Source organism: Streptomyces sp. OZ13 (assembly GCF_052068155.1).
Lineage (GTDB): Bacteria > Actinomycetota > Actinomycetes > Streptomycetales > Streptomycetaceae > Streptomyces.
The window spans coordinates 28,791-53,651 of the sequence record NZ_JBQHCZ010000014.1 but is presented as its reverse complement, the minus strand read 5'-3'; the positions used below and the strand labels follow the sequence as shown (position 1 = coordinate 53,651).

The window sequence follows — 24,861 nt, the reverse complement described above, 5'->3', positions numbered from 1 at the left end:
GGAGGAGCACTGTGTTTGCCATAAGCCTCGGCGACGACGGAGCGGAACTGCGTCCCCTGGAACCCTGGCAGGCGGAGGAGTTCTTCGCCCACATCGACCGTGGCCGCGAGTACATCGGCCGCCACGTCGGCCTGCCGGACATCGTCAAGGACGTCCCCGCCGCAAGGACCTTCCTCCAGTCGTACGCCGACAAGGCCGCCGCGGACACGGGACGCATCTACGGCATCTGGCTGGAGGGCACCCTCGTCGGCGGCGTCATGTTCCGCACCATGGACGTGGCCCAGGGGACCTGCGAGGCGGGCTGCTGGCTCGAACCCACCGCGGCGGGCCGGGGCCTGGTCACGCGCGCCGTGACGGTCATCATCGACTGGGCGGTGGAGGTACGCGGAATGCACCGCGTCGAATGGATCGTCGCCTCCGCCAACCAGGCCAGCATCAACGTCGCCAAGCGCCTGGGCATGACACACGAGGGCACCCAGCGGGAGCTCTACCTGTACCGCGGCGAGCGGCACGACGAGCAGATCTGGTCGGTGCTGGCGCCTGAGTGGCGCAAGCGGCGGGCCGCGTAGCGGGCAGCTCGAAGGGCAGCGCAGAAAACCGATGGTGCTCCCGAGCGGGCGGTGCTCCAATGCCCGGATGGACCCAAGTGATCAGCAAGCCGTACTCGCCCTGTTCGACCGGCAGTTGCGCCGGCACGCCCCCGGGGGCGAGCCGGCCGGCGACGTGGTGCGCCGGACCGGCGCCGACGGTGACTGGAGCGGTGTCCTGTGGTCCGCGCTGCGTCCGGAGACCGCCGATGCCGCGATCGAGGGTCAGGTGCGGTACTTCTCCGGGCTCGGCCGCCCCTTCGAGTGGAAGCTGTACAGCTACGACGCTCCGCACGACCTCGGTGAGCGGTTGCTCGCGGCCGGATTCACCCCGGAGCCCGACGAGACGGTGATGGTCGGGGAGGCCGCCGGCCTGACCGCCGGCGCCGGACTGCCCGACGGGGTACGGCTGGAGCCGGTGACCGGCCCGGCGGGCGTCGACCTCGTGGCACAGGTGCACGAGCAGGCTTTCGGCACCAGCAGCGAGCGGCTGCGCGAGCAACTCCTCGTCCAGCTGGCCAAGGAACCCGACACGATCGACATCACCCTCGCGATGGCGGGCGACCTCCCGGTCTGCTCCGCACGCATGGAACGCTACCCGGGGACGGACTTCGCCGGACTCTGGGGCGGCGGCACGCTCGCCGCATGGCGCGGACGCGGCATCTACCGGGCCCTGGTCGCCCACCGGGCACGTCTCGCGGTGGCCGGCGGCGTCCGCTTTCTGCAGGTCGACGCGTCGGACGACAGCCGGCCCATCCTCGAACGGCTCGGTTTCACGGCGCTGTGCACCACGACGCCGTACGTCTACGAGCCGTGAGCCACGGGCTGTGAGGCACGCGTTGTGATTCCCGGGGCCGGCACGCCCCGCGGTCGCTACGAGCCCTGGGCCCGCACCAGTACGTCGCCGGCGGTCGAGCGGTAGTAGAGCACGGACCGTCCCGCACGGCGGCGGCCCACCAGCCCGGCGCCCAGGAGCACCTTGAGGTGCCGGCCCACGGAGCCGAGACCCTGGCCCGTCAGCGCCACCAGGTGCGTCGTGCTCATCGGGCTGTCCAGGAGCACCAGCACGCTCGCCCGCCCGGTGCCCAGCAGCCTGGCCAGCGCCTCCGGGGCGGCGGCGCGCTCCGGCTCCGCCAGCGTGCCCGAGCACGGGTACACCACGGCGTTCCGGTGCACCGTGCCGTCGGCGTCCGGCCGGTCCGTGGAGATCCATCCCGTGCGCGGCGTGATCGGTACGAACAGCAGCTGCGCTCCCAGCAGCTGCCGGGGCGGGAAGGCACGGGTGTTGATCTGCAGCCGGTTGTCGCCCAGCCACCGCATCTCCGGGTGCATGTCGTCCAGCGCCGCCGCCCAGCCCGCCCGGCTCAACTGGTCGGTGCGCGCGACCACATCGGCCTCGATGACGCGCCGCCGCCGCGGCCAGTCGGGCGCCACGGTCTCCCGCCACACCCACTCCAGCAGGCCGGCGACGCGCTCCGGCAGATCCGGGCGCAGCAGCAGGTCGGGCAGCGGCCCGCGGTGAGCGACCTCGAGGTCGGCGCGGGCCACGTCGGCCGGTGTCTCGCGGATCCGCGTTAGCTCGTCGTGGAACTCAGCGCCGCCGCCCGGCGCCGCACGCTCGAGCGGCGGCACCGGCGTCAGGAAGTCGGCTATCCACCGGTGCCTGCCCAGGGCGACGGGCACCAGCAGGGCGGTGACCGGATCGGCGGCAAGCCGCTCCCGGAACGCGTGCCGGTGACGCTCCAGCCACCGGCGCTCGGCCGGATGCGCGGCCGCGTCCCTCATCAGGACCATCAGGCTCGCCGTCGTCTCGCAGAGCGGGGACACGACGAAGCGGCCGCCCGCGAGCGTGTCCGCGTTGACCTCCCACCAGCCCAATGGTTTCGCCTCCCCGCGAAACATTAACTCCGCGCCCGAACGGCTGCCGACACTCCGTCCATGCGCACCTACCAAGAACTCTTCCGAGCCCCGGAGTTCGCCCCGCTGCTGGCGGCCACCGCCGCACACGTGGCTGCACTGACAGTGAGCGGGCTCGCCCTGGGGACGCTCGTCCACGACGCGACCGGGTCGCCGCTCCTCGCGGCCCTCAGCATGTTCGGCCCGAAGCTGGCGCAGATGATCGGCGCGAGTCTCCTGCTGTCGGCGGCGGACCGGCTGCCCCCGCGCACCGCGACCGTCGGCCTGGCGCTCTTCTTCGCCGCGGCCACCACGGCCCTGGCCCTGCCCGGCCTGCCGGTGTGGGGCATCTTCGCGATCCTGTCGGTGCAGGGCACGGTCGGCTCGATCGGCGGCGGGGTGCGCTACGGACTGCTCACCGAGATCCTCCCCGCAGACGGCTACATACTCGGCCGGTCCGTGCACAACATGTGCGCGGGAAGCCTCCAGGTCTGCGGCTATGCCATCGGCGGCGTACTCGTCAACGTCCTGACCCCGCGCGACGTCCTGCTCACCGGAGCCGCCCTGTACGTCGTCTCCGCGGCCGTCGCCCGCATCGGTCTCACGAACCGGCCGTCGCGCGCGAAAGGCCGACCGTCCGCGCGTGAGAGCTGGAGGACCAACGCGCGGCTGTGGGCGTCGAAACCGCGGCGCCGCGTCTACCTCGCCCTGTGGGTGCCCAACGGACTCGTCGTCGGCTGCGAGTCCCTCTTCGTCTCCTACGCTCCCCGCCACGCGGGGCTCCTGTTCGCCTGCACCGCGGTGGGCATGCTGGCGGGGGACGTCCTGACCGGCCGCTTCCTGCCCGCGCCCTGGCGTGACAGATTCGGTGCGCCGCCCCTGCTGCTGTTGCTCGCCGCCCCGTACCTGATCTTCGTTCTGCACCCCGCGCTGCCCGTGGCGCTCGCCGCCGTGACCGTGGGGGCGGTCGGCTTCTCCGCCAGCCTGCTGCTCCAGGAACGCCTGCTGTCCCTGACGCCGAGCGAGCTGACGGGTCACGCCTTGGGACTGCACTCCTCGGGGATGCTCACCATGCAGGGCGTCGCCGCGGCCGTCGCGGGCGGCGTCGCGCAGCTCACCTCGCCCGCGACCGCCATGACCGTGATGGCCGCCGCCTCCGCCGCGGTCACCCTCGCCCTGACACCGGGCCTCCGACGCCTGGCAGCGGTCGCGGAACGCGTGCCGGAGACAACCGGTACCCACCGCGGGAACACCGGCGCGGGCAAGGACCCCAGCCCAGCCGAAACAGCCTGACGCCCCGGCACGCGCTCCAAGACGCCTCGCGCCTCCGGAGATCCGGCAGCCGCCCGGCGCCGCCGCCCGCACCACCGGGGAAGGCCCCGTCGACACTGGAGGAACGACATGCTCGACCACGCCATGCAGCAGCTGCGCCGCGCCGACCTGATCCGGGAGGCCGACGCCGAACGCCGCGTCCTCCGCGCCGCAGGCACGCGCCGCGCCGAGCGTTCCTCCGCCGACGACGGAGGGACAGCACGGTCGAGCCGTCCTGACCGCAGGTGTTTCACCCAGGCGGCGTGATCCTCCGCGACGACGGATTCTCGGGCCCGTCCACCTCTTGCGCCTCAGCCGTGCCGTCGGCATCGGCCGTGCCGACGGCGCCGCCGCCCGTGCCTGCCGCGCCGCCCGGACCTGCCGCGTCAGCGGTTCCGGCGGCTCCGGCTGCTGCACCCGGCTCCCGGGCCGGCCCCACCGTCGCGTCCGGCGCCGGAGCGTCTACTGCCGACGGATCGTCCGGGCGCGTCGCGTCCGTGGCCCTGACCGTCACCTTGCCCGAGTCGAGGTCGATCGGGCCACGGCCGGGGTCGCCGTCGCCTACGTCGACCCTGGTCAGCGCCAGACGGTTTCGTTCGTCGTCGGTGTGCTTACGGCCGGGTGCGAAGATCTCCTCGAAGGCGTTGAACACGGATCGGCCTCCCCTATCGGACCTCCAGCTGGAGGATCTTGTCGTCGCCCGACTCCGGCGTGCCGCGGGAGTCGGTCTCGCTGGTGAGGAGCCAGAGCTTGTCCCCGCCCGCCGGTACGACGGTGCGCAGACGGCCGTGCTCCTCCTCGAGGAACGCCTGCGGGTCCGCGGAAGGCGCGGTCCCGGACAGCGGGATGCGCCACAGGCGTTCGCCGAGCAGCCCCGCCATCCAGATCGAGCCCCCCGCGTACGCGATGCCGCTCGGTGAGGCGTCCGTCGTCTTCCACTGCGCGACGGGGTCGACGAAGCCGGACCGGCCGCCCTCGCCCTCGACCTCCGGCCAGCCGTAGTTCTTCCCCGGCTCGATCAGATTGAGCTCGTCCCAGGTGTTCTGCCCGAACTCCGCCGCCCACAGTCGCTTCTCGGAGTCCCAGGCGAGGCCCTGCACATTGCGGTGGCCGTACGAGTAGACGACGGAGTCGGCCTCCGGGTTGCCGTGGACCGGGCGGCCGTCCGGCGTCATGCGGAGGATCTTGCCGCCCAGCGACTCCTTGTCCTGGGCGAGACCGGTCTCGCCCGTCTCGCCCGTGCCCGCGTACAGCATCTTGTCCGGGCCGAAGGCGATCCGGCCGCCGTTGTGGATGATCCCCTTGGGGATGCCGCGGAGCACCGTGTCCGGCGCGCCCAACTGCTGGCCGGCCGGCTTCTGCTCGTCGTAGAGCAGGCGGGCGATGCGGTTGTCGGAGGCGGTGGTGAAGTACACGTACACCTGGCGGTCGGAGGCGAACGAGGGGGAGATCGCGAGACCCAGCAGGCCGCCCTCCCCGCCCGGTGCGACACCCGGCACGGAACCGATCTCGGTCTTGTCGCCGCTCTCCGCGTCGACGCGCGTGATCGTCCCCTCGTCCCGCGAGGTCACCAGCAGGTCGCCGCCAGGCAGGACGGCCGCGCCCCAGGGCGACTTGAGGTCCTCCGCCAGGGTGGACACGACCTTCACGGAGCCCTTCGCGGGCGGGCCGGCGGGGCTGGGCGCGGGGCTCGGTGCCGCGGTCGAGGGCGAGGCGGCCTCTTTGGAGGCGCCGGGTGTACCGGCGGACGGATTCGTCCCGTCGCCCGACGAGCATCCGGCCGCAAAGAGGAGTGCGACGGCGGCCATTACGGCCGTCACTGCAGGACGGTGCACGGTTCTGATCCCTTCGACGGCGGCTGGAGCTGCCTTCCTGTTCTTCTTACACCGCTGCCGCCGTTCAGGTTCCCGATCTTGCGGAGAAGCTGCGGCAGCCGTCCAAGTGCCGGGCCCGCAAGACGCCTCGGCAGCGGCCGGTCTCCGATACACCGGTAAGCCTCGGCAGCGGTCCGCGAGCCGGGTCGGGAGCCGAGCCGCAGCAGCCGTCCGCGCGCCGCCGCCGGGCCCGCCGAGACGCCTCGGCAGCGGCCGACACTCCGGCCCGCCGAGGCGCCCCGGCCGCGGTCAGCGCGCCGGGTCCGCAACCCGGCCGCCGCGCCGCTCAGTCCCACGAACCCCGTGCCGGCGGCAGCGCCGCGATCTCCGCCAGGTCGTACGCCGTGAGCTCCACCTTCCACGCGCCCGCGTTCTCCACCGCCCATTCCGGCCGCTTCGTACCGGGTACCGGCACCACGTGCCGCCCCTGGGCCAGTACCCAGGCCAGGGCCACCTGTGCCGGTGTGACGGCGCTCCCGTGCCGAGCGGCGACCCGGCGCAGTCCGGCCACGACCGGCTGGTTGGCGGCCATCATCTCCGCCGTGAACCGGGGGTGGCGCGCCCGTACGTCGTCCGGCTCGAAACCCTGCCCCGGGGTGAGCGTCCCCGTCAGGAAGCCGTTCCCCAGCGGTGTGGCCGCGAGGAATCCCACCCCGCGCGCCTCGCACCACGGGAGGAGCCGTTCCAGGGCCCGGGGCGACCACACCGACAGCTCCGCCTGCACCGTGCTCACCGGGAATACCTGCTGCATCCGCTCCAGTTGGCGAATCGTTCCCTCGTACAGGTCGCCCCCCGAGCGGCGTGACGCCCGTGCACCGACGGCGCACATCCCGAGAGCCCGCACCTTGCCGGCGCCGACCAGTTCCGCCATCGCGCCCCAGGTCTCCTCCACGGGCACCTCGGGGTCGGCGCGGTGGAGCTGGTACAGGTCGATCACGTCGGTCTGGAGCCGCCGCAGCGAGGCGTCGCAGGCACGCTTCACATAGCCGGGCCGCCCATTGGCGACGATGTGCTGGTCGCCGACGAGCAGGCCCGCCTTCGTCGACACGAAGGCGTCCTCGCGCCGTTCCTTGAGGACCCGGCCGAGCAGCAGCTCGTTGGTGAACGGGCCGTACATGTCGGCCGTGTCCAGCAGGCTCGAACCGGCGTCGAGCGCGCTGTGGACGGTACGGAGCGACCGGTCCCCACGCTGCTGGGAGCTGCTGTAGGCCCAGCTCATCGGCATGCAGCCGAGCCCCACGGCGCCCACCTCGAGGCCCGCCGCACCGATCGCCCTGCGCTCCAACTCCCCGTACCTCTCCCTCGGCCGCTCCCAAACTAACCAATGGGCGCCCGCGGCCTTCGCATAGCCTCCTGACCATGACTGCTGATGTGTGGCTCCCCGTCCCGGCCGACGAGATCGACGGCCTCCCCGCGCCCTCCGCCACGGGCCTGACGTACCGGTTCTGGGACGGCGGACCCGACTTCCCCGCCGACCCCGCCGACTGCGCCTTCTACGCCGTCCCGTACATGAAGGGCATGGAGGTGGCCATACGGCCGCTGTCCGCCATGAAGTCCGTACGCGTCGTGCAGACGCTGTCCGCGGGCATCGACCATGTGGAGCCGGGACTCGACCTGCTGCCCGCCGGCGTGCGGCTGTGCAACGCCAAGGGCGTCCACGAGGCGTCCACGGCCGAGCTCGCCCTCGCGCTCGTCCTCGCCTCGCTGCGCGGCATCCCCGGGTTCGTACGCGGGCAGGACTCGGAGCAGTGGCGGGCCGGCTTCTACCCGTCGCTGGCCGACAAGTCGGTGCTCATCGTGGGATACGGGTCCATCGGCGCCGCCGTCGAGGACCGGCTCGCGCCGTTCGAGTGTGCGCGGGTGGCGCGCGTCGCGCGCTCCGCCCGGACAACGGAGCGCGGCGAAGTGCGCGCACTCACCGACCTTCCCGTCCTGTTGCCGGACGCCGATGTCGTGATCCTGTCCACTCCGCTCACCGACCGGACGAAGGGCCTGGTGGGGGCCGACTTCCTGAGCCGGATGAAGGACGGCGCGCTGCTCGTCAATGTCGCCCGCGGTCCGGTCGTCGACACAAAGGCGCTGCTCGCGGAGGTGGAGACCGGTCGGATCACCGCCGCTCTCGATGTGACGGATCCCGAGCCGCTGCCCGCCGGACACCCGCTGTGGCACGCCCGCGGCGTACTGATCAGTCCCCATGTCGGCGGCTCCACCTCGGCGTTCATGCCCCGGGCCAAGCGCCTGCTGGCCGATCAGGTCAGCCGCTTCGCGGCGGGCGAGGCGTTGCGGAATGTCGTCGTGACGACCGGATAACGACCTTCGAGCCGACCACGATCCGACACGCTTCGAAGTCACTCGAATGCACCGCGTGCCTTAATCGCCAGAGATCGTCACGGAGAGTAGAGGGGCTATGTCCCTGAGTGACGATATTGGTGTATCGTCCCGACCTGGGGGCTGCACCGTGCGAGGGGTGGTGCTGTGGCGCGAACTGATTGCCGATCAGACGTGAGGGGGGCGACGGGCGATGCATGGCCGATGGACCGACGATCCGACGCGGCAGGGCAGCCGCTGGCGACTCCCGCGCACTGCGCTGCGCGGAGCGACGACTCCGACGGCCGCGCCCCAGGCCTCCGTGCCGCCCGCGCCCCCGGGGACGGCGGCGCAACCCCGGACAGCGCGATGAGCGCGCCAGGGGCACTGCTGTTCCGGGACGCGCTGCCGCGCGGCGGCTCGAGGCTGAAGCACCAGCTCGTCCTGGCCGTCGTCTGCGCCGGCTACGGAGTGGGCGCCGCCTTCGGCTGGGGCTCCGACCGACTGGCTCTGATCATGGGCGACTTCGGCCTCAGCCTGGCCGCCCTGATCGCCGCCGTCTCCTGCCTGCTCTACGCCCGCACGCAGAAGTGCCGCTTCCGGCCCGCGTGGCTGCTGTTCGCCTTCTCCTCCGCCATGGCGGCGGCGGGCAACGCCGTCTGGGGCTGGTACGAGGTCGTGCTCGGCCGCGCCGTGCCGAGCACGTCCGTGGCCGATCTGTTCTTCCTCTGCTTCGCGCCGCCCGCCATCGTGGGACTCCTGGTCCTGGCCAAGCGGCCGGTCTCCAAGGCCGGCTGGGTCTGCCTCGCGCTCGACGCCTGGCTGATCGGCGGCTCGCTGCTCACACTCTCCTGGAGCCTCGCGCTCGCCCACACCGCACACGCACAGGGCGAGAGCGTGGCCCCGGCCGCTCTCGCGCTGGCCTATCCGCTGCTCGACATCGTGCTGGTCAGCATGGTGCTCGCGCTGCACTTCCGCCGCTCTCCCGCCAACCGGTCCGCGGTCAACACCGCGATCGCCGGCCTCGCGCTCACGGTGCTGTGCGACGCCCTGTTCACCTCCCCGCTGCTGCGGGAGAGCTACAGCTCCGGCCAACTGCTGGACGCCGGCTGGTTCGCGGGCTCGCTGCTGCTCGCCTACGCACCCTGGGGAGGCACCGGTGAGCCGGCGGGTCCGCCACGGGGCACGAGGAATCCGGTGCGTCCCATAACGAGCTCACTGTCCGCGCTGACCCCGTACCTGGCCGCGGCCGTGTGCACCCTCGGCATCCTCCACAACGTCATCGAGGGGCGCCGGGTCGACCGGGTCGTCGTGCTCACCGGCTGCACCGTCGTCCTCGCCCTCGTCGTGCGGCAGGGCATCATGCTCCTCGACAACATCGCCCTCACCCACGAACTGGCGCAGAAGGAGAACCACTTCCGCTCGCTGGTGCAGGGATCGAGCGACGTCATCATGATCGCGGCGCCGTCGGGGGTCCTGCGCTACGTCTCGCCCGCCGCCGCAGGCGTCTACGGGCGTGACGCGGAGGAACTGGTCGGCACCGAGCTCGCCTCGCTCATCCACCCGGAGGACCTCGGCCGCGTCGTCCACGAACTGCGCCGCTTCCTCGCCGCGGAGCCGTCGGCGGAGCCCACCACACGCATGGAGTGCCGGTTCAGATCCGGTTCCGGCGACTGGCTCAACGTGGAATCGACCGTCAGCCGTCACCAGGGCGGCCTGATCTTCAACAGCCGTGACGTCACGGAAAGGGTCCGGCTGCAGGCCCAGTTACAGCACAACGCGGAGCACGACCCGCTCACCGACCTCCCCAACCGGGCGCTGTTCACCGAGCGGGTCAGGGGCGCCCTGAACGGCCGCAGGGCGGGCGACGAGGGCACCGCGGTGCTCTTCATCGACCTCGACGGCTTCAAAGGCGTCAACGACCGGCTCGGCCACCAGGCGGGCGACGAGCTGCTGATCCAGGCGGCGCGGCGGCTGGCCGACTCCGTACGGGCCGCCGACACGGCCGCCCGGCTCGGCGGCGACGAGTTCGCCGCCCTGATCGTCGGCGACGGGTCCGGGGACAGGTCCGCCCGCGAGTCGCAGGTGCTGGAGATCGCCGACCGGCTGCGGCTCATGCTCTCCCAGCCGTACCGCATCGACGGCGGCGAGGTGCGGGTGGCGGCCTCCATCGGCGTCGCCTTCGCCGAGCCCGCGATGAGCCCCACCGACCTGATGCGCAACGCCGACCTCGCCATGTACCGGGCCAAGGCCGCGGGCAAGGACCGCGTGGAGCTGTACGCGCCCCAGATGCAGGCCGAGGTGGTCCGGCGCACCGAACTCGCCGCACGGCTGCGCAGCGCTCTGCACGAGGGCGAGTTCGCGCTGCTGCACCAGCCGGTGGTGAGCCTCACCACCGGCCGGATCGCGGCGGTCTCCGCGCAGGCGCGCTGGCGCTCCGCGCAGGGCATCCTCTTCACCCCTGCCGAGTTCCTGCGGGTCTCCGACGACGGCGACCGCAGCGCCGAGCTCGGCCGCTGGCTGCTGGAGGAGGCCGTCGGCCAGGCGGCGGAACGCGCCGGCGCGGGCCACCGGACAACGGTGTCGGTACGACTGCCCGCGCGTCTGCTGCTGGACAGGGCGCTGCCGCTCGGCTCCATCGAGGCCCTGCTCACGCGGCACGGCCTGCCGTCGGGCGCACTCGTCATCGAGCTCGCGGACAGTGATCCGCGCATCTCCTTCGACGAGCTCGAACAGCGGCTGACCGCCCTGCGCAGGATGGGCGTACGCATCGCGCTGGACGGCTTCGGCAGCGGCTACGCGGCCATCAACGCCCTGCGCAGGCTCCCCGTGGACGTGCTGAAACTGGACAGGGGCCTGATCGAGGGCGTCGTCGAGTCGGCGAGAGTGCACAAGATCACGAGCGGGCTGCTGCGGATCGCGGGCGACCTCGGCTTGCAGTCGGTGGCGGACGGCGTGGACGTGCCGGAGCAGGTGCTGGCGCTGCGCGCCATGGGATGCACCCACGGCCAGGGAATGGCCTTCTCGGGGCCGCTGGACGAGTACCGGCTGCGCCGTGCGCTGGCCAGGGGCGAGTATCCGGTGCCCGACGGGCTGGGGCTGCCGCTGCTGGCCGCGGGCGTTCCGCCTGCCCGGAATGGCTCAAATAATGAGACGCGCGTCCCACCCACTTGACAGTGGTAGCGCGCCGGGGGGAGGGTCATTGCCATGCGCACCCGAATTCTCGTACTTGGAAAGCGCGTCGGCTAGCAGGGCCGCACCGACAGCTCTGCAGACACCTCCCGACGCGCTCCCCTCGCTTGCCTCACGGCACGAGGGGTTTTTTGTTGCACCGGCGCCGACAGCAGCCAGATCAGAACCGCATCAAACCTCGCGAAAACCCTCAGCTTCGAGAAGAGAACGCCGATGACCGAGCAGGCCTCCGGGGCCCACCATCCGCAGCCGCGGGCCCGTACCGGCGGACAGCCGTCCGCCACCGTCGAACACGTCACGGGTGCGCAGTCCCTCATTCGCTCTCTCGAGGAAGTAGGGGCCGACACGGTGTTCGGCATCCCGGGCGGCGCGATCCTCCCGGCGTACGACCCGATGATGGACTCCTCGAAGGTCCGCCACGTCCTGGTCCGCCACGAGCAGGGCGCGGGCCACGCCGCCACCGGCTACGCGCAGGCCACCGGAAAGGTCGGCGTCTGCATGGCGACCTCCGGCCCGGGCGCCACCAACCTGGTCACCCCGATCGCCGACGCGCACATGGACTCCGTGCCGCTGGTCGCGATCACCGGCCAGGTCGCCAGCAAGGCCATCGGCACGGACGCCTTCCAGGAGGCGGACATCTGCGGCATCACGATGCCGATCACCAAGCACAACTTCCTGGTCACCAAGGCCGACGACATCCCGCGCATCATCGCGGAGGCCTTCCACATCGCGTCCACCGGCCGCCCCGGCCCCGTCCTCGTCGACATCGCCAAGGACGCCCTCCAGGCCAGGACCACCTTCAGCTGGCCGCCGCAGACCGAGCTGCCCGGCTACCGCCCGGTCACCAAGCCGCACGCCAAGCAGATCCGCGAGGCCGCCAAGCTGATCACCGGCGCCAAGCGCCCGGTCCTGTACGTCGGCGGCGGCGTCCTCAAGGCCGGCGCAACGGCCGAGCTGAAGGTGCTCGCCGAGCTCACCGGAGCCCCCGTCACCACCACCCTGATGGCGCTGGGCGCGTTCCCCGACAGCCACCCGCTGCACGTGGGAATGCCGGGCATGCACGGTGCGGTCACCGCCGTCACCGCGCTGCAGAAGGCCGACCTGATCGTCGCCCTCGGAGCCCGTTTCGACGACCGCGTCACCGGCAAGCTGGACAGCTTCGCCCCGTACGCCAAGATCGTCCACGCCGACATCGACCCGGCGGAGATCGGCAAGAACCGCGCCGCCGACGTCCCGATCGTGGGTGACGCACGCGAGGTCATCGCCGACCTGGTCCAGGCCGTCCAGGCCGAGCACAGCACCGGCAACACCGGCGACTACAGCGCCTGGTGGAAGGACCTCAACCGCTGGCGCGAGACCTACCCGCTCGGCTACGAGCAGCCGGGCGACGGCAGCCTCGCCCCCCAGCAGGTCATCCAGCGCATCGGCGAACTCGCCCCCGAGGGCACGATCTTCGCCGCCGGCGTCGGCCAGCACCAGATGTGGGCCGCCCACTTCATCGACTACGAGCAGCCCGCCACCTGGCTGAACTCCGGCGGCGCGGGCACGATGGGCTACGCGGTTCCCGCGGCGATGGGCGCCAAGGCCGGAGCCCCGGACCGCACGGTCTGGGCGATCGACGGCGACGGCTGCTTCCAGATGACCAACCAGGAACTCACCACCTGCGCCCTGAACAACATCCCGATCAAGGTCGCGATCATCAACAACGGCGCCCTCGGGATGGTCCGCCAGTGGCAGACCCTGTTCTACAACCAGCGCTACTCCAACACGGTGCTGCACTCCGGCCCCGAGGCCACCGGCCTGGAGAAGAGCGCCGGCACCCGCGTCCCGGACTTCGTCAAGCTGTCGGAGGCCATGGGCTGTCACGCGATCCGCTGCGAGTCGCCCGACGACCTCGACAAGGTCATCGCCGAGGCCAACGCGATCAACGACCGCCCGGTCGTCATCGACTTCATCGTCCACGAGGACGCCCAGGTGTGGCCCATGGTCGCCGCCGGCACCTCCAACGACGAGGTCATGGCCGCCCGGGGTGTCCGCCCCGACTTCGGCGACAACGAAGACGACTGAGAGCCGCAGGAAGAGCTGTAGGAAGAGGAACGACGCACATGTCCAAGCACACGCTCTCCGTCCTGGTGGAGAACACGCCCGGCATCCTGGCCAGGATCGCCGCCCTGTTCTCCCGCCGCGGCTTCAACATCGACTCGCTCGCCGTCGGTGTCACCGAGCACCCCGACATCTCCCGCATCACCATCGTGGTCCAGGTCGAGGACCTGCCGCTCGAGCAGGTGACCAAGCAGCTCAACAAGCTCGTCAACGTCCTGAAGATCGTCGAACTCGAGCCCGGTGGCGCCATCCAGCGCGAGCTCGTGCTGGTGAAGGTCCGCGCCGACAACGAGACCCGCTCCCAGATCGTCGAGATCGTCCAGCTGTTCCGCGCCAAGACGGTCGACGTGTCGCCCGAGGCCGTCACCATCGAGGCCACCGGTTCGAGTGACAAGCTGGAAGCGATGCTGAAGATGCTGGAGCAGTTCGGCATCAAGGAACTCGTCCAGTCCGGCACGATCGCCATAGGGCGGGGCGCCCGTTCCATCACGGACCGGTCGCTGCGCGCCCTGGACCGCAGCGCCTGACTCCCTTTCTCGCCTGGCGAGACCCCGAAACCTCCCCGTCCTCTCCCGCCGTACGGTGGGACGCAACACCAGCACTCCAAGGAGATATCCCAGTGGCCGAGCTGTTCTACGACGACGATGCCGACCTGTCCATCATCCAGAACCGCAAGGTCGCGGTCATCGGCTACGGCAGCCAGGGTCACGCCCACGCGCTGTCGCTGCGTGACTCGGGTGTCGACGTCCGTGTCGGTCTGCACGAGGGCTCCAAGTCCAAGGCCAAGGCCGAGGAGCAGGGTCTGCGCGTCGTGACGCCCGCCGAGGCCGCCGCCGAGGCCGACGTCATCATGATCCTGATCCCGGACCCGATCCAGGCCCAGGTCTACGAGGAGTCCGTCAAGGACAACCTGAAGGACGGCGACGCGCTGTTCTTCGCCCACGGCTTCAACGTCCGCTTCGGCTTCATCAAGGCCCCGGCCGGCGTCGACGTCGCCCTGGTCGCCCCGAAGGGCCCGGGCCACCTGGTCCGCCGCCAGTACGAGGAGGGCCGCGGCGTTCCGGCGATCGCCGCCGTCGAGCAGGACGCCACCGGCAACGCCTTCGCGCTGGCGCTCTCGTACGCCAAGGCCATCGGCGGCACCCGCGCCGGCGTCATCAAGACGACCTTCACCGAGGAGACGGAGACCGACCTGTTCGGTGAGCAGGCCGTGCTCTGCGGTGGTGCCTCCGCGCTGGTCAAGGCGGGCTTCGAGACGCTGACCGAGGCCGGCTACCAGCCGGAGATCGCCTACTTCGAGTGCCTCCACGAGCTGAAGCTGATCGTGGACCTCATGTACGAGGGCGGCCTCGAGAAGATGCGCTGGTCGGTCTCCGAGACCGCCGAGTGGGGCGACTACATCACCGGCCCGCGGATCATCACGGACCAGACCAAGGCCGAGATGAAGAAGGTCCTCGCCGAGATCCAGGACGGCACCTTCGCCAAGAACTGGATGGACGAGTACCACGGTGGTCTGAAGAAGTACAACGAGTACAAGACCCAGGACTCCGAGCACCTGCTCGAGACCACGGGCAAGGAGCTGCGCAAGCTCATGAGCTGGGTCGACAACGACGAGGCGTGAGCGACCGGGCGAGGGGGCCGGTCCCCGGTCCCCTCGCCTCCGCCACTTCGTCCAGCCACGGACGAGTGATCCTGCCAACGAGGCGCAAGACGCAGCGTGCGGCACCACTACACTGCTCAACAACACCATCGCGTCAGGCCCACAGTGTCGTGCGTCTTCCACGCGGCTTGCCCCCTCCACCGCCTGCGGCCGTCGGGACGGCCGTCCGCACTGCATCTGTGAGGACTCACGTGAGCTCGAAACCTGTCGTACTCATCGCTGAAGAGCTGTCGCCCGCCACCGTCGACGCGCTGGGCCCGGACTTCGAGATCCGGCACTGCAACGGCGCCGACCGCGCGGAGCTCATCCCCGCCATCGCCGACGTCGACGCGATCCTGGTCCGCTCCGCGACGAAGGTCGACGCCGAGGCCATCGCCGCCGCCAAGAAGCTGCGTGTCGTCGCCCGCGCGGGCGTCGGTCTGGACAACGTCGACGTGTCCGCCGCCACCAAGGCCGGCGTGATGGTCGTCAACGCCCCGACCTCCAACATCGTCACCGCCGCCGAGCTCGCGTGCGGCCTGCTCGTCGCCACCGCGCGCAACATCCCCCAGGCCAACACCGCGCTGAAGAACGGCGAGTGGAAGCGCTCGAAGTACACCGGCGTGGAGCTGAGCGAGAAGACCCTCGGCGTCGTCGGCCTCGGCCGCATCGGTGTCCTGGTCGCCCAGCGCATGTCCGCGTTCGGCATGAAGATCGTCGCGTACGACCCCTACGTGCAGCCGGCCCGCGCCGCGCAGATGGGCGTCAAGCTGCTGTCCCTCGACGAGCTGCTCGAGGTCTCCGACTTCATCACCGTCCACCTGCCGAAGACCCCGGAGACGCTGGGGCTGATCGGCGACGAGGCGCTGCACAAGGTCAAGCCGGCCGTCCGCATCGTCAACGCCGCGCGCGGCGGCATCGTCGACGAGCAGGCGCTGTACACGGCGCTCAAGGAGGGCCGCGTCGCCGGCGCCGGCCTCGACGTGTACGCCAAGGAGCCCTGCACCGACTCGCCGCTCTTCGAGCTCGACCAGGTCGTGTGCACCCCGCACCTCGGCGCCTCCACGGACGAGGCCCAGGAGAAGGCCGGCATCGCCGTCGCCCGCTCCGTGCGCCTCGCGCTCGCCGGTGAGCTCGTACCGGACGCGGTCAACGTCCAGGGCGGCGTGATCGCCGAGGACGTGCGCCCCGGTCTGCCGCTCGCCGAGAAGCTCGGCCGCATCTTCACCGCCCTCGCGGGCGAGGTCGCGGTCCGTCTCGACGTCGAGGTCTACGGCGAGATCACCCAGCACGACGTCAAGGTGCTCGAACTGTCCGCGCTCAAGGGCGTGTTCGAGGACGTCGTCGACGAGACCGTCAGCTACGTCAACGCGCCGCTGTTCGCGCAGGAGCGCGGTGTCGAGGTCCGCCTGACGACGAGCTCGGAGTCCCCCGACCACCGCAACGTCGTCACCGTGCGCGGCACGCTCTCCGGCGGCGAGGAGGTCGCGGTCTCCGGCACGCTGGCCGGCCCCAAGCACCTCCAGAAGATCGTCGCGATCGGCGAGCACGACGTGGACCTGGCGCTCGCCGACCACATGGCCGTCCTGCGTTACGAGGACCGCCCGGGCATCGTCGGCACCGTGGGCCGGATCCTCGGCGAGGCCGGTCTCAACATCGCCGGCATGCAGGTCTCTCGGGCGGAGGAGGGCGGCGAGGCGCTCGTCGTCCTGACTGTCGACGACACGGTGCCGCCGGCGGTGCTGGCGGAGATCTCGGACGAGATCGGCGCGACGTCGGCGCGGTCGGTGAACCTGGTGGACTGATCGGCGCTTCCCGCGTCTCGACGCGGCGACCGCACCGTACGGCGAAGGGGCCCGGGTCTCCCGGGCCCCTTCGCCGTCCGCGGTTCCCGGGCGTGCCACTCGCGGCGGGCCGTTCCCCTCCCCGCCCCACCCTTCCCGCTGTACCGATGTGCGGCTCCGCCGCGTGGGGGCTCCGCCCGGACCCGGCACCGCGCTCCGCGCGGTGTTTCGGGGGCTCTGCCTGCCCCAGGACCCCCCCGCGCCTCAATCGCCGGCGAGGCTGACGCAGTCAGCCCGCCTGGGGGCACCTTCCACGGCCGCCAGGCCGTAGGGGGAGATTGAGGGCACCGCGCGGAGCGCGGTACGCCGCCCGCAGCGCGGTACGGGGTCCGGGGCCTGCCCCGCCACGCGGCGGAGCCGCACATCGGTACAGCGGGGGAGAGGAACACGCCCCGCGCAGCGGCTATCGCACCAGCGCGCCCCGCGCCGCCCCCTCCTCCGCGGCGCCCCCGGCGGGCCGCACGCCCCGGCGCATCAGCACCGCGCACCCCGCTCCCGCCAGCACCAGGACCGCCCCGCCGATCGCCGCCCCGTGCATCCCGTGCACGAACGCGTCGCGCGCCGTCGCGAGGAGTTGCGCCCCGGCCGGGCCGCCCAGTTCCGCGGCGACGGCGCTCGCGCCGCCGAGGGTCTCGCCGGCGGTGTCGAGGGCCTCGGGCGGCAGGCCCGAGGGAGCCGAGGCGGCGAGGTCCCGGCGGTAGACCGCGGCGCCGATGCTGCCCAGGACGGCCATGCCCAGCGCGCCGCCGAATTCCTGTCCCGTCTCGAGCAGCGACGCCGCCGAGCCGGCCTTCTCCGGCGGTGACGCGGCGAGCGCCAGGTCGGAGACGAGCGCCATCACGGTGACGATGCCGCAGCCGATGACGGCGGCGGCGCCGAGCACGATCCACAGCGAGTCGGTCCCGGACAGCAGCAGCAGGGCGAACCCGGCTGCCGCGATCAGGAAGCCGGCGGCGATCACCCGGGCCCGGTCGGTCCTGGCGGCGATCGTGCCGGCCACCGGGGCGGCGACGCCGACGGCGAGCGAGGGCGCGGTGCTCCACAGGGCGGCCTCCAGCGGCCCCATGCCGAGCACGGACTGCAGGTACTGCGTGGTGAAGTAGGCGGAGCCCATCATGGCGAACATGGCGAGGGTGTTGAGGGCGACGCCGGGGCCGAAGCCGCGGGCCCGGAACAGCTCCGTGCCGATCATCGCGTCGTCGCGCACCCGCTGGCGCCGCACGAAGACGAATCCGATCGCGAGGCCGGCCGTGATGCTCATCGCCGGTCCCATGCCGTAGCCGTCCGCGGCGATCTCCTTGAGCCCGTAGACGACGGGCAGTACGGCGCCCATCGACAGCGGCACGCTGAGCAGGTCGAAGCGACCGGGGGCCGGGTCCTTGAACTCCGGCACCAGGACCGGCACCAGGACCAGCAGGAGCAGCATCGCGGGCACGTTGACGAGGAAGACCGACCCCCACCAGAAGTGGTCCAGCATGACGCCGCCCATCACGGAGCCGAGCGCGATGCCGCCGGCCATGCAGCCGGACCAGATGCCGATCGCCTTGGTGCGCTGCCTGTCGTCGCGGAACATGTTGCGCACGAGTGCCATGGTCGAGGGCATCAGGGTCGCGCCGCCGATGCCGAGCAACGCCCGCGCGACGATGAGCATTTCGGCGCTTTGCGCGTACGCGGCGCCGACGGAGGCGAGGCCGAACGCGACGGCCCCGACGAGGAGCAGCCGGCGGCGGCCGATGCGGTCCCCGAGCGATCCCATGGTCATCAGCAGCCCGGCGAGGGCGAAGGCGTAGATGTCGAAGATCCACAGCTGCTGTGTGCTGCTCGGGTCCAGTTCGAGGCTGATGGCGGGGATCGCGAAGTAGAGGACGGAGACGTCCATGGAGACCAGGAGGAGCGGCAGCAGAAGGACGACGAAGGCGGTCCATTCGCGGCGGCCGGCAAGGGGCGCGGTGGTGCTCGGTGGGGTCATGCGCAGCAATGTACGGATGTATTAAACGCATGTCTAGAACATTTGTATAAAACATGCGTCTAGGACGCTCGTATGGCATGCCGGTACGCTGCCTGGCATGGGACATCGCGAGGATCTGCTCGAGGGCGCGAAGCGCTGCCTGATGGAAAAGGGCTTCGTGCGCACCACGGCGCGGGACATCGTCAAGGAGTCGGGGACCAACCTGGCGTCGATCGGCTACCACTACGGCTCGAAGGACGCACTGCTGGCGGAGGCGTACGTCGCCCTGGTCGAAGGCGTCTCCGACCACTTCGACGCCACGGAGGAGGCGGCCACGGGGACGCGCCCCGGCTCGACGGACCGCTTCCAGGCGGTCTGGAAGAACATCATCGCCACCATGTCGGGCCCGGACTCCCTGTGGCACCTGAGCATGGAGATCGTCGTCATGGGCGATCAACTGCCCGCCGTGCGCGACCATCTGGCCCGGGCCCAGCGTGAAGGCGCGCGGGGCATCATCCCCATGTTCATGGGCGGTGCCGAGGCCGATGTCGCCGAGGAGGACGTCGACACGCTCGGGAAGTTCTACATGACGCTGATGATGGGGCTCATCGCCCAGTGGTCGTTCGACCCGGCGACCGCGACCCGCGCCGACGAACTCACCGAGGGGCTGCGGCGGGTCATGAAGGCGGCCGGCGAGACGCCGTGAGGCGCTACAGCCGGGCGCTCTTGAGAGTCATGTGCAGCAGCAGCCGGTGTTCCCCGTCGTCGAGGTCCAGACCGGTGAGCTGCTCGACGCGGCCGAGCCGGTAGTAGAGCGTCTGGCGGTGGATCCCCAGCGCCGTGGCGGTGCGCCCCGCCTGGCCGGCGCAGTCGAGGAACACCTCCGCCGTGCGGGCCAGTTCGCGGTGCGCGGGGGCCAGTAGTTCGCGTACCGCGGGATCCTCCGCGGCCTGTGCGGGCAGGGCGGTCAGCAGGCGGTACGGGCCGATGTCCGACCACCGGGCGACGGGCCCGAGCCGGGTCTGCGCCCGCGCGGCCCGGGCGGCGGAAGCCGCCTCGCGCCAGGCGCGGCCCAGGCCGGCCAGTCCGCGCAGCGGCGTCGCCACGCCGGCGGCCGCCTCGCCGCCGCCCGCCGTGTCCACCAGACGGGACGCCGCCGAGAGCGCGGGGGAGAGGCTGTCCGCGGAACGGAGTCGTACGAGCGCGGCCACCGCACCGGCCGGACCGCCGGACGCCTCGCCGGAGATCTCCGTCTCCACGGTGCGCCCGCCACCGGACCGCACGGGCAGGGGCACCGTGCACAGGGCGGAGGCCCCGGGCAGTGAACGCACGGACGGTGCGTCGCCCTTCGTCCACGGCGTCACGCACACCAGCGTGTGCAGTCCCTCCGCGTCCGTGCCCAGCCCGGTGCCCAGCTCGGCCACCGCCATGTCGTACTGCCAGCCCCGCTCCGCAGACAGCACCGCCCGCAGCTCCCGGGAAAGATCCGCGCCGACCCGCTCCTCGTCCGCGAGCAGTGTCCCGATCCGGTCGGCGACCTCCATCGCGGCGGACAGCTGGGCGGCCGACGGCCCCGGCTCCGCGTCGAGCAGCCACACGTACCCGAGGGCGACGCCGCGGTGGCGGACCGGCAGACAGATCCGGTCGCGGTAGACACCCGCGTCCGGGGCGGCGGGAATGCGGACCGGGCCGGTGGCGCGGGTGATGCCGAAGCCCTCGAACCAGGCGCGCACCGCCGGGGTCGATCTGCGGGTCAGGATCGAGCGGGTGCGCACCGGGTCCAGGGTGGTCTCGTCGAAGGCGCTGTCGCTGTCGTGGGCGCCGAAGGCGATCAGCCCGAAGTCCCGGTTCTCCAGAGTCGCCGGCATGGCCAGCAGCGCGGAGATCTCGTCGACGAGGTCCTGGTAGTCGCCCTTCACGCCCCCATTCTCGCACCCTTCAGACATATGTCTGAGATCCGGGACACGGATGCGTGACAGCTGTCGATGGCCCGGCGATCGCGCCATCCTTAGTTTCAGGGTGGTTCTTCGTGCCGTTTCCGGGGGCTTCCGGTTTCGGCCACTTCAACACCTGTTCCGTGGAGGTGCCCCCGTGCTGGGTCCCGTGATCCTCGCCGCTTCGCGCAGCGACAAGATGCGCCGTTTCGTGTCGGCCGCCCCGGGGACCAAGCAGGTCGTCGCCCGGTTCATCGCCGGTGAGACGGTCGAGCAGGTCGTTCCGGTCGTCAAGGAGGCCGTGGCCAAGGGCCTCGAGGTCACCCTCGACGTCGTCGGTGAGGACATCACCACCCGCGAGCAGGCCGCCGCCGCCCGCGACGCCTACCTCGAGCTGATCGAGCAGCTCGAGGGCCTCGGCCTCGGCACCAAGGCCGAGATGTCCGTCAAACTGTCGATGTTCGGCCAGTCCCTCGAGGGCGGCCACGAGCTGGCCCTCGCCAACGTCCGCCCGGTCGTCGAGGCCGCCGCCGCCATCGGCACCACGGTTACGCTGGATGCCGAGGACCACACCACCCTCGACTCGATGTTTGCCATCCACGAGGAGCTCCGCAAGGACTTCCCGCAGACCGGCTGTGTGATCCAGGCCTACCTGTTCCGCACCGAGGACGACGCCCGCCGACTCTCCGAGGCCGGCAGCCGGGTCCGGATCGTGAAGGGCGCGTACAAGGAGCCCGCCTCCGTCGCCCACCAGGACAAGGCCGAGATCGACAAGGCGTACGTCCGCGTCCTGAAGATCCTGATGGAGGGCGACGGCTACCCGATGATCGGGTCGCACGACCCGCGTCTGATCGCCATCACCCAGGAGCTGGCGCGCAGCGCCGGGCGCAAGCTCGACGACTACGAGTTCCAGATGCTGTACGGCATCCGCAGCGACGAGCACGTCCGCCTCGCGGCGGAGGGCCACCGGATGCGGGTCTACACCGCCTACGGCACCGACTGGTACGGCTACTTCATGCGCCGCCTGGCGGAGAAGCCGGCCAACCTGCTCTTCTTCCTCCGCTCGATGATCACCAAGGGCTGAGCCCTCCCACCCCTCGCTAAGGAGCAACGGAACCCATGGACGCTGTCACCCAGGTCCCCGCCCCGGTCAACGAGCCGGTGCACGGCTACGCCCCCGGTTCGCCCGAGCGCGCCCGCCTCGAGGCCAAGCTCAAGGAGCTGGCCGAGAACCCGATCGAGCTGCCGATGACCATCGGCGGTGTGAAGCGGATGGGCGGCGGCGAGCGTGTCGACGTCGTACAGCCGCACAACCACAAGGCCGTCATCGGCACCTTCGCCGCCGCCACCCAGCAGGACGCGCAGGACGCGATCGACGCCGCCCTCGCCGCCGCTCCCGCGTGGCGGGCGATGTCCTTCGACGACCGTGCCGCGATCATCCTGCGCGCCGCCGAGCTGCTGGCCGGCCCGTGGCGCGAGACGATGGCCGCCTCCACCATGCTCGGCCAGTCGAAGACCGCCCAGCAGGCCGAGATCGACACCCCCTGCGAGCTCATCGACTTCTGGCGCTTCAACGTCAAGTACGCGCGTGACCTGCTCGCCGAGCAGCCCCCGGCCAACTCGCCGGGCGTGTGGAACCGTCTGGACCACCGCCCGCTCGAGGGCTTCGTCTACGCGATCACCCCGTTCAACTTCACCGCCATCGCCGGCAACCTGCCGACAGCGCCCGCGCTGATGGGCAACGTCGTCGTCTGGAAGCCGTCCCCGACGCAGACCCACGCCGCCGTGCTGCTGATGCAGCTGCTGGAGGAGGCCGGTCTGCCCAAGGGCGTCATCAACCTGGTGACCGGCGACGGCATCGCCGTCTCCGAGGTGGCCCTCGAGCACCCGATGCTCGCCGGCATCCACTTCACCGGCTCGACCAAGACCTTCCAGCACCTGTGGAAGACGGTCGGCAACAACATCGAGAAGTACCGGTCCTACCCGCGCATCGTCGGTGAGACGGGCGGCAAGGACTTCGTCGTCGCGCACCCCAGCGCCGACCGCGCGGTGCTGAAGACGGCTCTGACCCGCGGTTCCTTCGAGTTCCAGGGCCAGAAGTGCTCCGCTTCCTCGCGCGCCTACGTCCCGGCCTCGATCTGGAACTCCGGCTTCAAGGAGGAGTTCGCGGCCGAGGTCGACGGCATCAAGATGGGTGACGTCACCGACCTGTCGAACTTCATCGGCGCCGTGATCGACGAGCGTGCCTTCGCCAAGAACAAGGCCGCCGTCGACCGCGCGAAGTCGGACCCGTCCTGCACGATCGTCGCGGGCGGCAGCTACGACGACTCGGTCGGCTACTTCGTCCGTCCGACCGTCATCGAGTGCTCGGACGCCGCCAACGAGGTCTTCACGACCGAGTACTTCGGCCCGATCCTCGCCGTCCATGTCTACGAGGACGACAAGTACGAGGAGATGCTGGAGCAGATGGAGTCGGTGTCGGCGTACGCGCTGACCGGCTCGATCATCGCCGGTGACCGGGCCGCGGCGGCCCACGCGATGGAGAAGCTCCGCTACGCGGCGGGCAACTTCTACATCAACGACAAGTCGACCGGCGCCGTCGTCGGCCAGCAGCCCTTCGGCGGCGGCCGGGCCTCCGGCACGAACGACAAGGCCGGCGCCCCGCAGAACCTGATGCGCTGGACGCTGACCCGTGCCATCAAGGAGACGCTGGTCCCGCCGACCGACTACTCCTACCCGCACATGGGCTGACCTTCCGGTCGACCCCCGAGGCTCCGCCCCCGTCCCGGCCCCCACGCCGGAACGGGGGCGGTTTCCATGTGCGCCCGCCGAACTCCCCGCCGGTCGGGTCCGGTTCAGACCCGGCGCCTGCGCGCCATCGCGAACGAGAACACCCCGAACAGCACCAGACCGGCGGCGACGAGCGCCAGCAGCCACGGCCCCGCGGGAGTCGCGGCGAAGGACCGCAGCGTGTCGTCGAACCCCTTTGCCCTGTCCGGTTCGTAGGTGAGCGCCGCGAGCACGACGAAGACGCCGACGGCCCCGAACAGCACTCCTCGTGCCACGCCGCCCGCGACGCCCGTCACGTCGATCAGCCGCCGGGTCCCGCGCGACATGCCGCCCTGCTTCAGGTGCTTGCGGTACTTGCGCAGCGCGGCGCGTACGGCGACCCAGGCACCGGCGACGACGATGCCGGTACCGGCCAGACCGACGATCCACCGGCCCCCGGGCAGCTCCAGCGCCCTGGCCGTCACGTCCTGCGACTGCCGGTCGCTCGAGCCGCCGCCGCTGCCGCTCTCACCCGCGGCGAACGCGAGCACCGAGTAGGCGACGAACCCGTAGAAGACGCAGCGGCCCGCGGACAGCAGCCGCTTGTGCGTCTTGTGCCCGTCGGCTCCCGCGGCGCCGAAGAGCGCTTCGGAGAGACGCCACAGCGCCATGCCGGTCAGTCCGGCACCGAGCGCCCACAACAGCACGGCGCCGAAAGGCTGCTCCGACAGCTGGGTGAGCGCGCCGCCGCGGTCCGCCTGGCGGCCGGTGCCGCCGAAGGCGATGTGCAGGGCCAGCGCCCCGACGAGCAGGTAGATCACCCCGCGTGCCACGAATCCCCAGCGAGCGGCTGCTTCGACGACGGAACCGTTCGCCGCCCGGCGGGCCCGGGCGCGGCCGGTGAGCGTCAATGTGCGTGCGTTCATGGGCCACCTCCGGTACGCGGATGCCCTGGGGGTTCTGCCGGAAACGGGACGCCGACGGCCACGCCTGGTGACGGCCGCTCAGTTTGCGTGCGCCGTGGGCGGATACCCGAACGGCATGGCTGAGACCGAGAAGAAGACGACCCAGGCACGTACGACGACGAAGAAGACGGCCGCCGCCGCACAGGGGCGGACCCGGTCGGCCGCCGAGGCGCCGGCGAAGGCGTCGTCCAAGGCGCAGGACACGGCGCGCCGCACCGGCGAGCTGGCGCAGGGCATCGGCGGCGTGGCCACGGAGAAGGCACTGACGGCGGCCAGGACGGTCCAGCAGGCGGCCTCCACCGCCGCCGGCGCGACGGTCGGCAAGGCAGGCGTCGTGTGGACGCTCGTGAAGGCGCGCAAGGCGATCGTGGCCGGAGCCGGGACGGGCGTCGCCACCGCGGTGGCCGGCTCGTACGCGCTCGGCCGCCGCGCGGGCCTCAAGCAGCGCGGCCCGTTGTCCCGCCTCACCGGCGGCAGGCTCTGAACGGACCG

General features: G+C 71.5%; 21 protein-coding genes. 14 read left to right on the top strand and 7 right to left on the bottom strand.

Annotated elements, in window-relative coordinates; translation table 11 throughout:
• The first annotated feature begins 11 nt into the window (after positions 1-11).
• Both ACTMTU_RS26900 and ACTMTU_RS26895 read left to right on the top strand, forming a co-directional pair.
• Positions 12-569, top strand: coding sequence for a GNAT family N-acetyltransferase (locus ACTMTU_RS26900; RefSeq protein WP_441266037.1), 558 nt, complete (start codon positions 12-14; stop codon positions 567-569).
• A gap of 67 nt (positions 570-636) precedes the next feature.
• A complete protein-coding gene (locus ACTMTU_RS26895; protein ID WP_441266036.1) occupies positions 637-1,404 on the top strand; it encodes a GNAT family N-acetyltransferase in 768 nt (255 codons plus the stop codon).
• A gap of 56 nt (positions 1,405-1,460) precedes the next feature.
• On the opposite strand, the gene ACTMTU_RS26890 is transcribed toward ACTMTU_RS26895, so the two are convergent.
• Positions 1,461-2,465, bottom strand: a complete 1,005-nt coding sequence (locus ACTMTU_RS26890; protein WP_441266035.1) for an ArsR/SmtB family transcription factor — start codon at positions 2,463-2,465, stop codon at positions 1,461-1,463.
• A gap of 60 nt (positions 2,466-2,525) precedes the next feature.
• Between ACTMTU_RS26890 and ACTMTU_RS26885 the strand changes: the two genes are divergently transcribed.
• Positions 2,526-3,776, top strand: coding sequence for an MFS transporter (locus tag ACTMTU_RS26885; protein WP_441266034.1), 1,251 nt, complete (start codon positions 2,526-2,528; stop codon positions 3,774-3,776).
• A gap of 108 nt (positions 3,777-3,884) precedes the next feature.
• On the top strand, positions 3,885-4,061 hold the full coding sequence (locus ACTMTU_RS26880) for a hypothetical protein (protein WP_441266033.1): 177 nt from the start codon (positions 3,885-3,887) through the stop codon (positions 4,059-4,061).
• On the opposite strand, the gene ACTMTU_RS26875 is transcribed toward ACTMTU_RS26880, so the two are convergent.
• The 3 genes from ACTMTU_RS26875 to ACTMTU_RS26865 all read right to left on the bottom strand — a co-directional run bounded on the left by ACTMTU_RS26875 (position 4,045) and on the right by ACTMTU_RS26865 (position 6,953).
• Positions 4,045-4,446: a DUF6191 domain-containing protein gene (locus tag ACTMTU_RS26875; protein WP_441266032.1), complete on the bottom strand. Its 402-nt coding sequence runs from the start codon at positions 4,444-4,446 to the stop codon at positions 4,045-4,047. The genes ACTMTU_RS26880 and ACTMTU_RS26875 overlap by 17 nt on opposite strands.
• Positions 4,447-4,459: 13 nt before the next feature.
• Positions 4,460-5,602, bottom strand: coding sequence for a PQQ-dependent sugar dehydrogenase (locus ACTMTU_RS26870; protein ID WP_441266151.1), 1,143 nt, complete (start codon positions 5,600-5,602; stop codon positions 4,460-4,462).
• A gap of 352 nt (positions 5,603-5,954) precedes the next feature.
• The gene (locus tag ACTMTU_RS26865) at positions 5,955-6,953 is read right to left on the bottom strand and encodes an aldo/keto reductase (protein ID WP_441266031.1); all 999 of its coding nucleotides are present in this window, start codon (positions 6,951-6,953) and stop codon (positions 5,955-5,957) included.
• Positions 6,954-7,027: 74 nt separating this feature from the next.
• Here ACTMTU_RS26865 and ACTMTU_RS26860 point away from each other — a divergent pair, with 74 nt between their 5' ends.
• The 6 genes from ACTMTU_RS26860 (at position 7,028) to serA (ending at position 16,714) form a co-directional block, all read left to right on the top strand.
• A complete protein-coding gene (locus ACTMTU_RS26860; protein ID WP_441266030.1) occupies positions 7,028-7,978 on the top strand; it encodes a 2-hydroxyacid dehydrogenase in 951 nt (316 codons plus the stop codon).
• Positions 7,979-8,344: 366 nt separating this feature from the next.
• Positions 8,345-11,149 carry a putative bifunctional diguanylate cyclase/phosphodiesterase gene (locus ACTMTU_RS26855; protein ID WP_441266029.1) on the top strand — a complete coding sequence of 935 codons (2,805 nt, stop codon included), beginning with the start codon at positions 8,345-8,347 and terminating at the stop codon, positions 11,147-11,149.
• 231 nt (positions 11,150-11,380) lie between these two features.
• On the top strand, positions 11,381-13,234 hold the full coding sequence (locus ACTMTU_RS26850; protein WP_441266028.1) for an acetolactate synthase large subunit: 1,854 nt from the start codon (positions 11,381-11,383) through the stop codon (positions 13,232-13,234).
• A gap of 38 nt (positions 13,235-13,272) precedes the next feature.
• Positions 13,273-13,797 carry an acetolactate synthase small subunit gene (gene ilvN, locus ACTMTU_RS26845; RefSeq protein ID WP_159686740.1) on the top strand — a complete coding sequence of 175 codons (525 nt, stop codon included), beginning with the start codon at positions 13,273-13,275 and terminating at the stop codon, positions 13,795-13,797.
• A 92-nt stretch (positions 13,798-13,889) separates the two neighbouring features.
• The gene (ilvC, locus tag ACTMTU_RS26840) at positions 13,890-14,891 is read left to right on the top strand and encodes a ketol-acid reductoisomerase (RefSeq protein ID WP_307708445.1); all 1,002 of its coding nucleotides are present in this window, start codon (positions 13,890-13,892) and stop codon (positions 14,889-14,891) included.
• Between the two features lie 230 nt (positions 14,892-15,121).
• Entirely contained in the window at positions 15,122-16,714 is a 1,593-nt protein-coding gene (gene serA, locus ACTMTU_RS26835) for a phosphoglycerate dehydrogenase (protein WP_441266027.1), read from the top strand.
• 442 nt (positions 16,715-17,156) lie between these two features.
• Here the strand turns inward: serA and ACTMTU_RS26830 are convergent, their stop codons facing one another.
• Complete coding sequence (locus ACTMTU_RS26830) at positions 17,157-18,722, bottom strand: MFS transporter (RefSeq protein ID WP_441266026.1); 1,566 nt, start codon at positions 18,720-18,722, stop codon at positions 17,157-17,159.
• Between the two features lie 97 nt (positions 18,723-18,819).
• On the opposite strand from ACTMTU_RS26830, the gene ACTMTU_RS26825 reads away from it, so the two are divergent.
• Entirely contained in the window at positions 18,820-19,407 is a 588-nt protein-coding gene (locus ACTMTU_RS26825; protein WP_441266025.1) for a TetR/AcrR family transcriptional regulator, read from the top strand.
• A 4-nt stretch (positions 19,408-19,411) separates the two neighbouring features.
• On the opposite strand, the gene ACTMTU_RS26820 is transcribed toward ACTMTU_RS26825, so the two are convergent.
• Positions 19,412-20,620 (bottom strand): PucR family transcriptional regulator, encoded by a 1,209-nt coding sequence (locus tag ACTMTU_RS26820; RefSeq protein ID WP_441266024.1) that lies wholly within the window; start codon positions 20,618-20,620, stop codon positions 19,412-19,414.
• A 172-nt stretch (positions 20,621-20,792) separates the two neighbouring features.
• Between ACTMTU_RS26820 and ACTMTU_RS26815 the strand changes: the two genes are divergently transcribed.
• Both ACTMTU_RS26815 and pruA read left to right on the top strand, forming a co-directional pair.
• Positions 20,793-21,719 carry a proline dehydrogenase family protein gene (locus ACTMTU_RS26815; protein WP_441266023.1) on the top strand — a complete coding sequence of 309 codons (927 nt, stop codon included), beginning with the start codon at positions 20,793-20,795 and terminating at the stop codon, positions 21,717-21,719.
• 35 nt (positions 21,720-21,754) lie between these two features.
• A complete protein-coding gene (gene pruA / locus ACTMTU_RS26810) occupies positions 21,755-23,386 on the top strand; it encodes an L-glutamate gamma-semialdehyde dehydrogenase (RefSeq protein WP_441266022.1) in 1,632 nt (543 codons plus the stop codon).
• A 104-nt stretch (positions 23,387-23,490) separates the two neighbouring features.
• On the opposite strand, the gene ACTMTU_RS26805 is transcribed toward pruA, so the two are convergent.
• Positions 23,491-24,330 carry a DUF1206 domain-containing protein gene (locus ACTMTU_RS26805; RefSeq protein WP_441266021.1) on the bottom strand — a complete coding sequence of 280 codons (840 nt, stop codon included), beginning with the start codon at positions 24,328-24,330 and terminating at the stop codon, positions 23,491-23,493.
• Positions 24,331-24,445: 115 nt separating this feature from the next.
• Here ACTMTU_RS26805 and ACTMTU_RS26800 point away from each other — a divergent pair, with 115 nt between their 5' ends.
• Positions 24,446-24,853 (top strand): hypothetical protein, encoded by a 408-nt coding sequence (locus ACTMTU_RS26800; protein WP_441266020.1) that lies wholly within the window; start codon positions 24,446-24,448, stop codon positions 24,851-24,853.
• Positions 24,854-24,861 lie beyond the last annotated feature (8 nt).

What these genes read in the sequence shown, in the direction of transcription:
- ACTMTU_RS26895 (WP_441266036.1), top strand. Translation starts at nt 637, where the DNA reads ATGGACCCAAGTGATCAGCAAGCCGTACTCGCCCTGTTCGACCGGCAG.
- ACTMTU_RS26885 (WP_441266034.1), top strand. Translation starts at nt 2,526, where the DNA reads ATGCGCACCTACCAAGAACTCTTCCGAGCCCCGGAGTTCGCCCCGCTG.
- ACTMTU_RS26880 (WP_441266033.1), top strand. Translation starts at nt 3,885, where the DNA reads ATGCTCGACCACGCCATGCAGCAGCTGCGCCGCGCCGACCTGATCCGG.
- ACTMTU_RS26870 (WP_441266151.1), bottom strand. Translation starts at nt 5,602, where the DNA reads ATGGCCGCCGTCGCACTCCTCTTTGCGGCCGGATGCTCGTCGGGCGAC.
- ACTMTU_RS26860 (WP_441266030.1), top strand. Translation starts at nt 7,028, where the DNA reads ATGACTGCTGATGTGTGGCTCCCCGTCCCGGCCGACGAGATCGACGGC.
- ACTMTU_RS26855 (WP_441266029.1), top strand. Translation starts at nt 8,345, where the DNA reads ATGAGCGCGCCAGGGGCACTGCTGTTCCGGGACGCGCTGCCGCGCGGC.
- ACTMTU_RS26850 (WP_441266028.1), top strand. Translation starts at nt 11,381, where the DNA reads ATGACCGAGCAGGCCTCCGGGGCCCACCATCCGCAGCCGCGGGCCCGT.
- ilvN (WP_159686740.1), top strand. Translation starts at nt 13,273, where the DNA reads ATGTCCAAGCACACGCTCTCCGTCCTGGTGGAGAACACGCCCGGCATC.
- ACTMTU_RS26830 (WP_441266026.1), bottom strand. Translation starts at nt 18,722, where the DNA reads ATGACCCCACCGAGCACCACCGCGCCCCTTGCCGGCCGCCGCGAATGG.
- ACTMTU_RS26825 (WP_441266025.1), top strand. Translation starts at nt 18,820, where the DNA reads ATGGGACATCGCGAGGATCTGCTCGAGGGCGCGAAGCGCTGCCTGATG.
- pruA (WP_441266022.1), top strand. Translation starts at nt 21,755, where the DNA reads ATGGACGCTGTCACCCAGGTCCCCGCCCCGGTCAACGAGCCGGTGCAC.
- ACTMTU_RS26805 (WP_441266021.1), bottom strand. Translation starts at nt 24,330, where the DNA reads ATGAACGCACGCACATTGACGCTCACCGGCCGCGCCCGGGCCCGCCGG.
- ACTMTU_RS26800 (WP_441266020.1), top strand. Translation starts at nt 24,446, where the DNA reads ATGGCTGAGACCGAGAAGAAGACGACCCAGGCACGTACGACGACGAAG.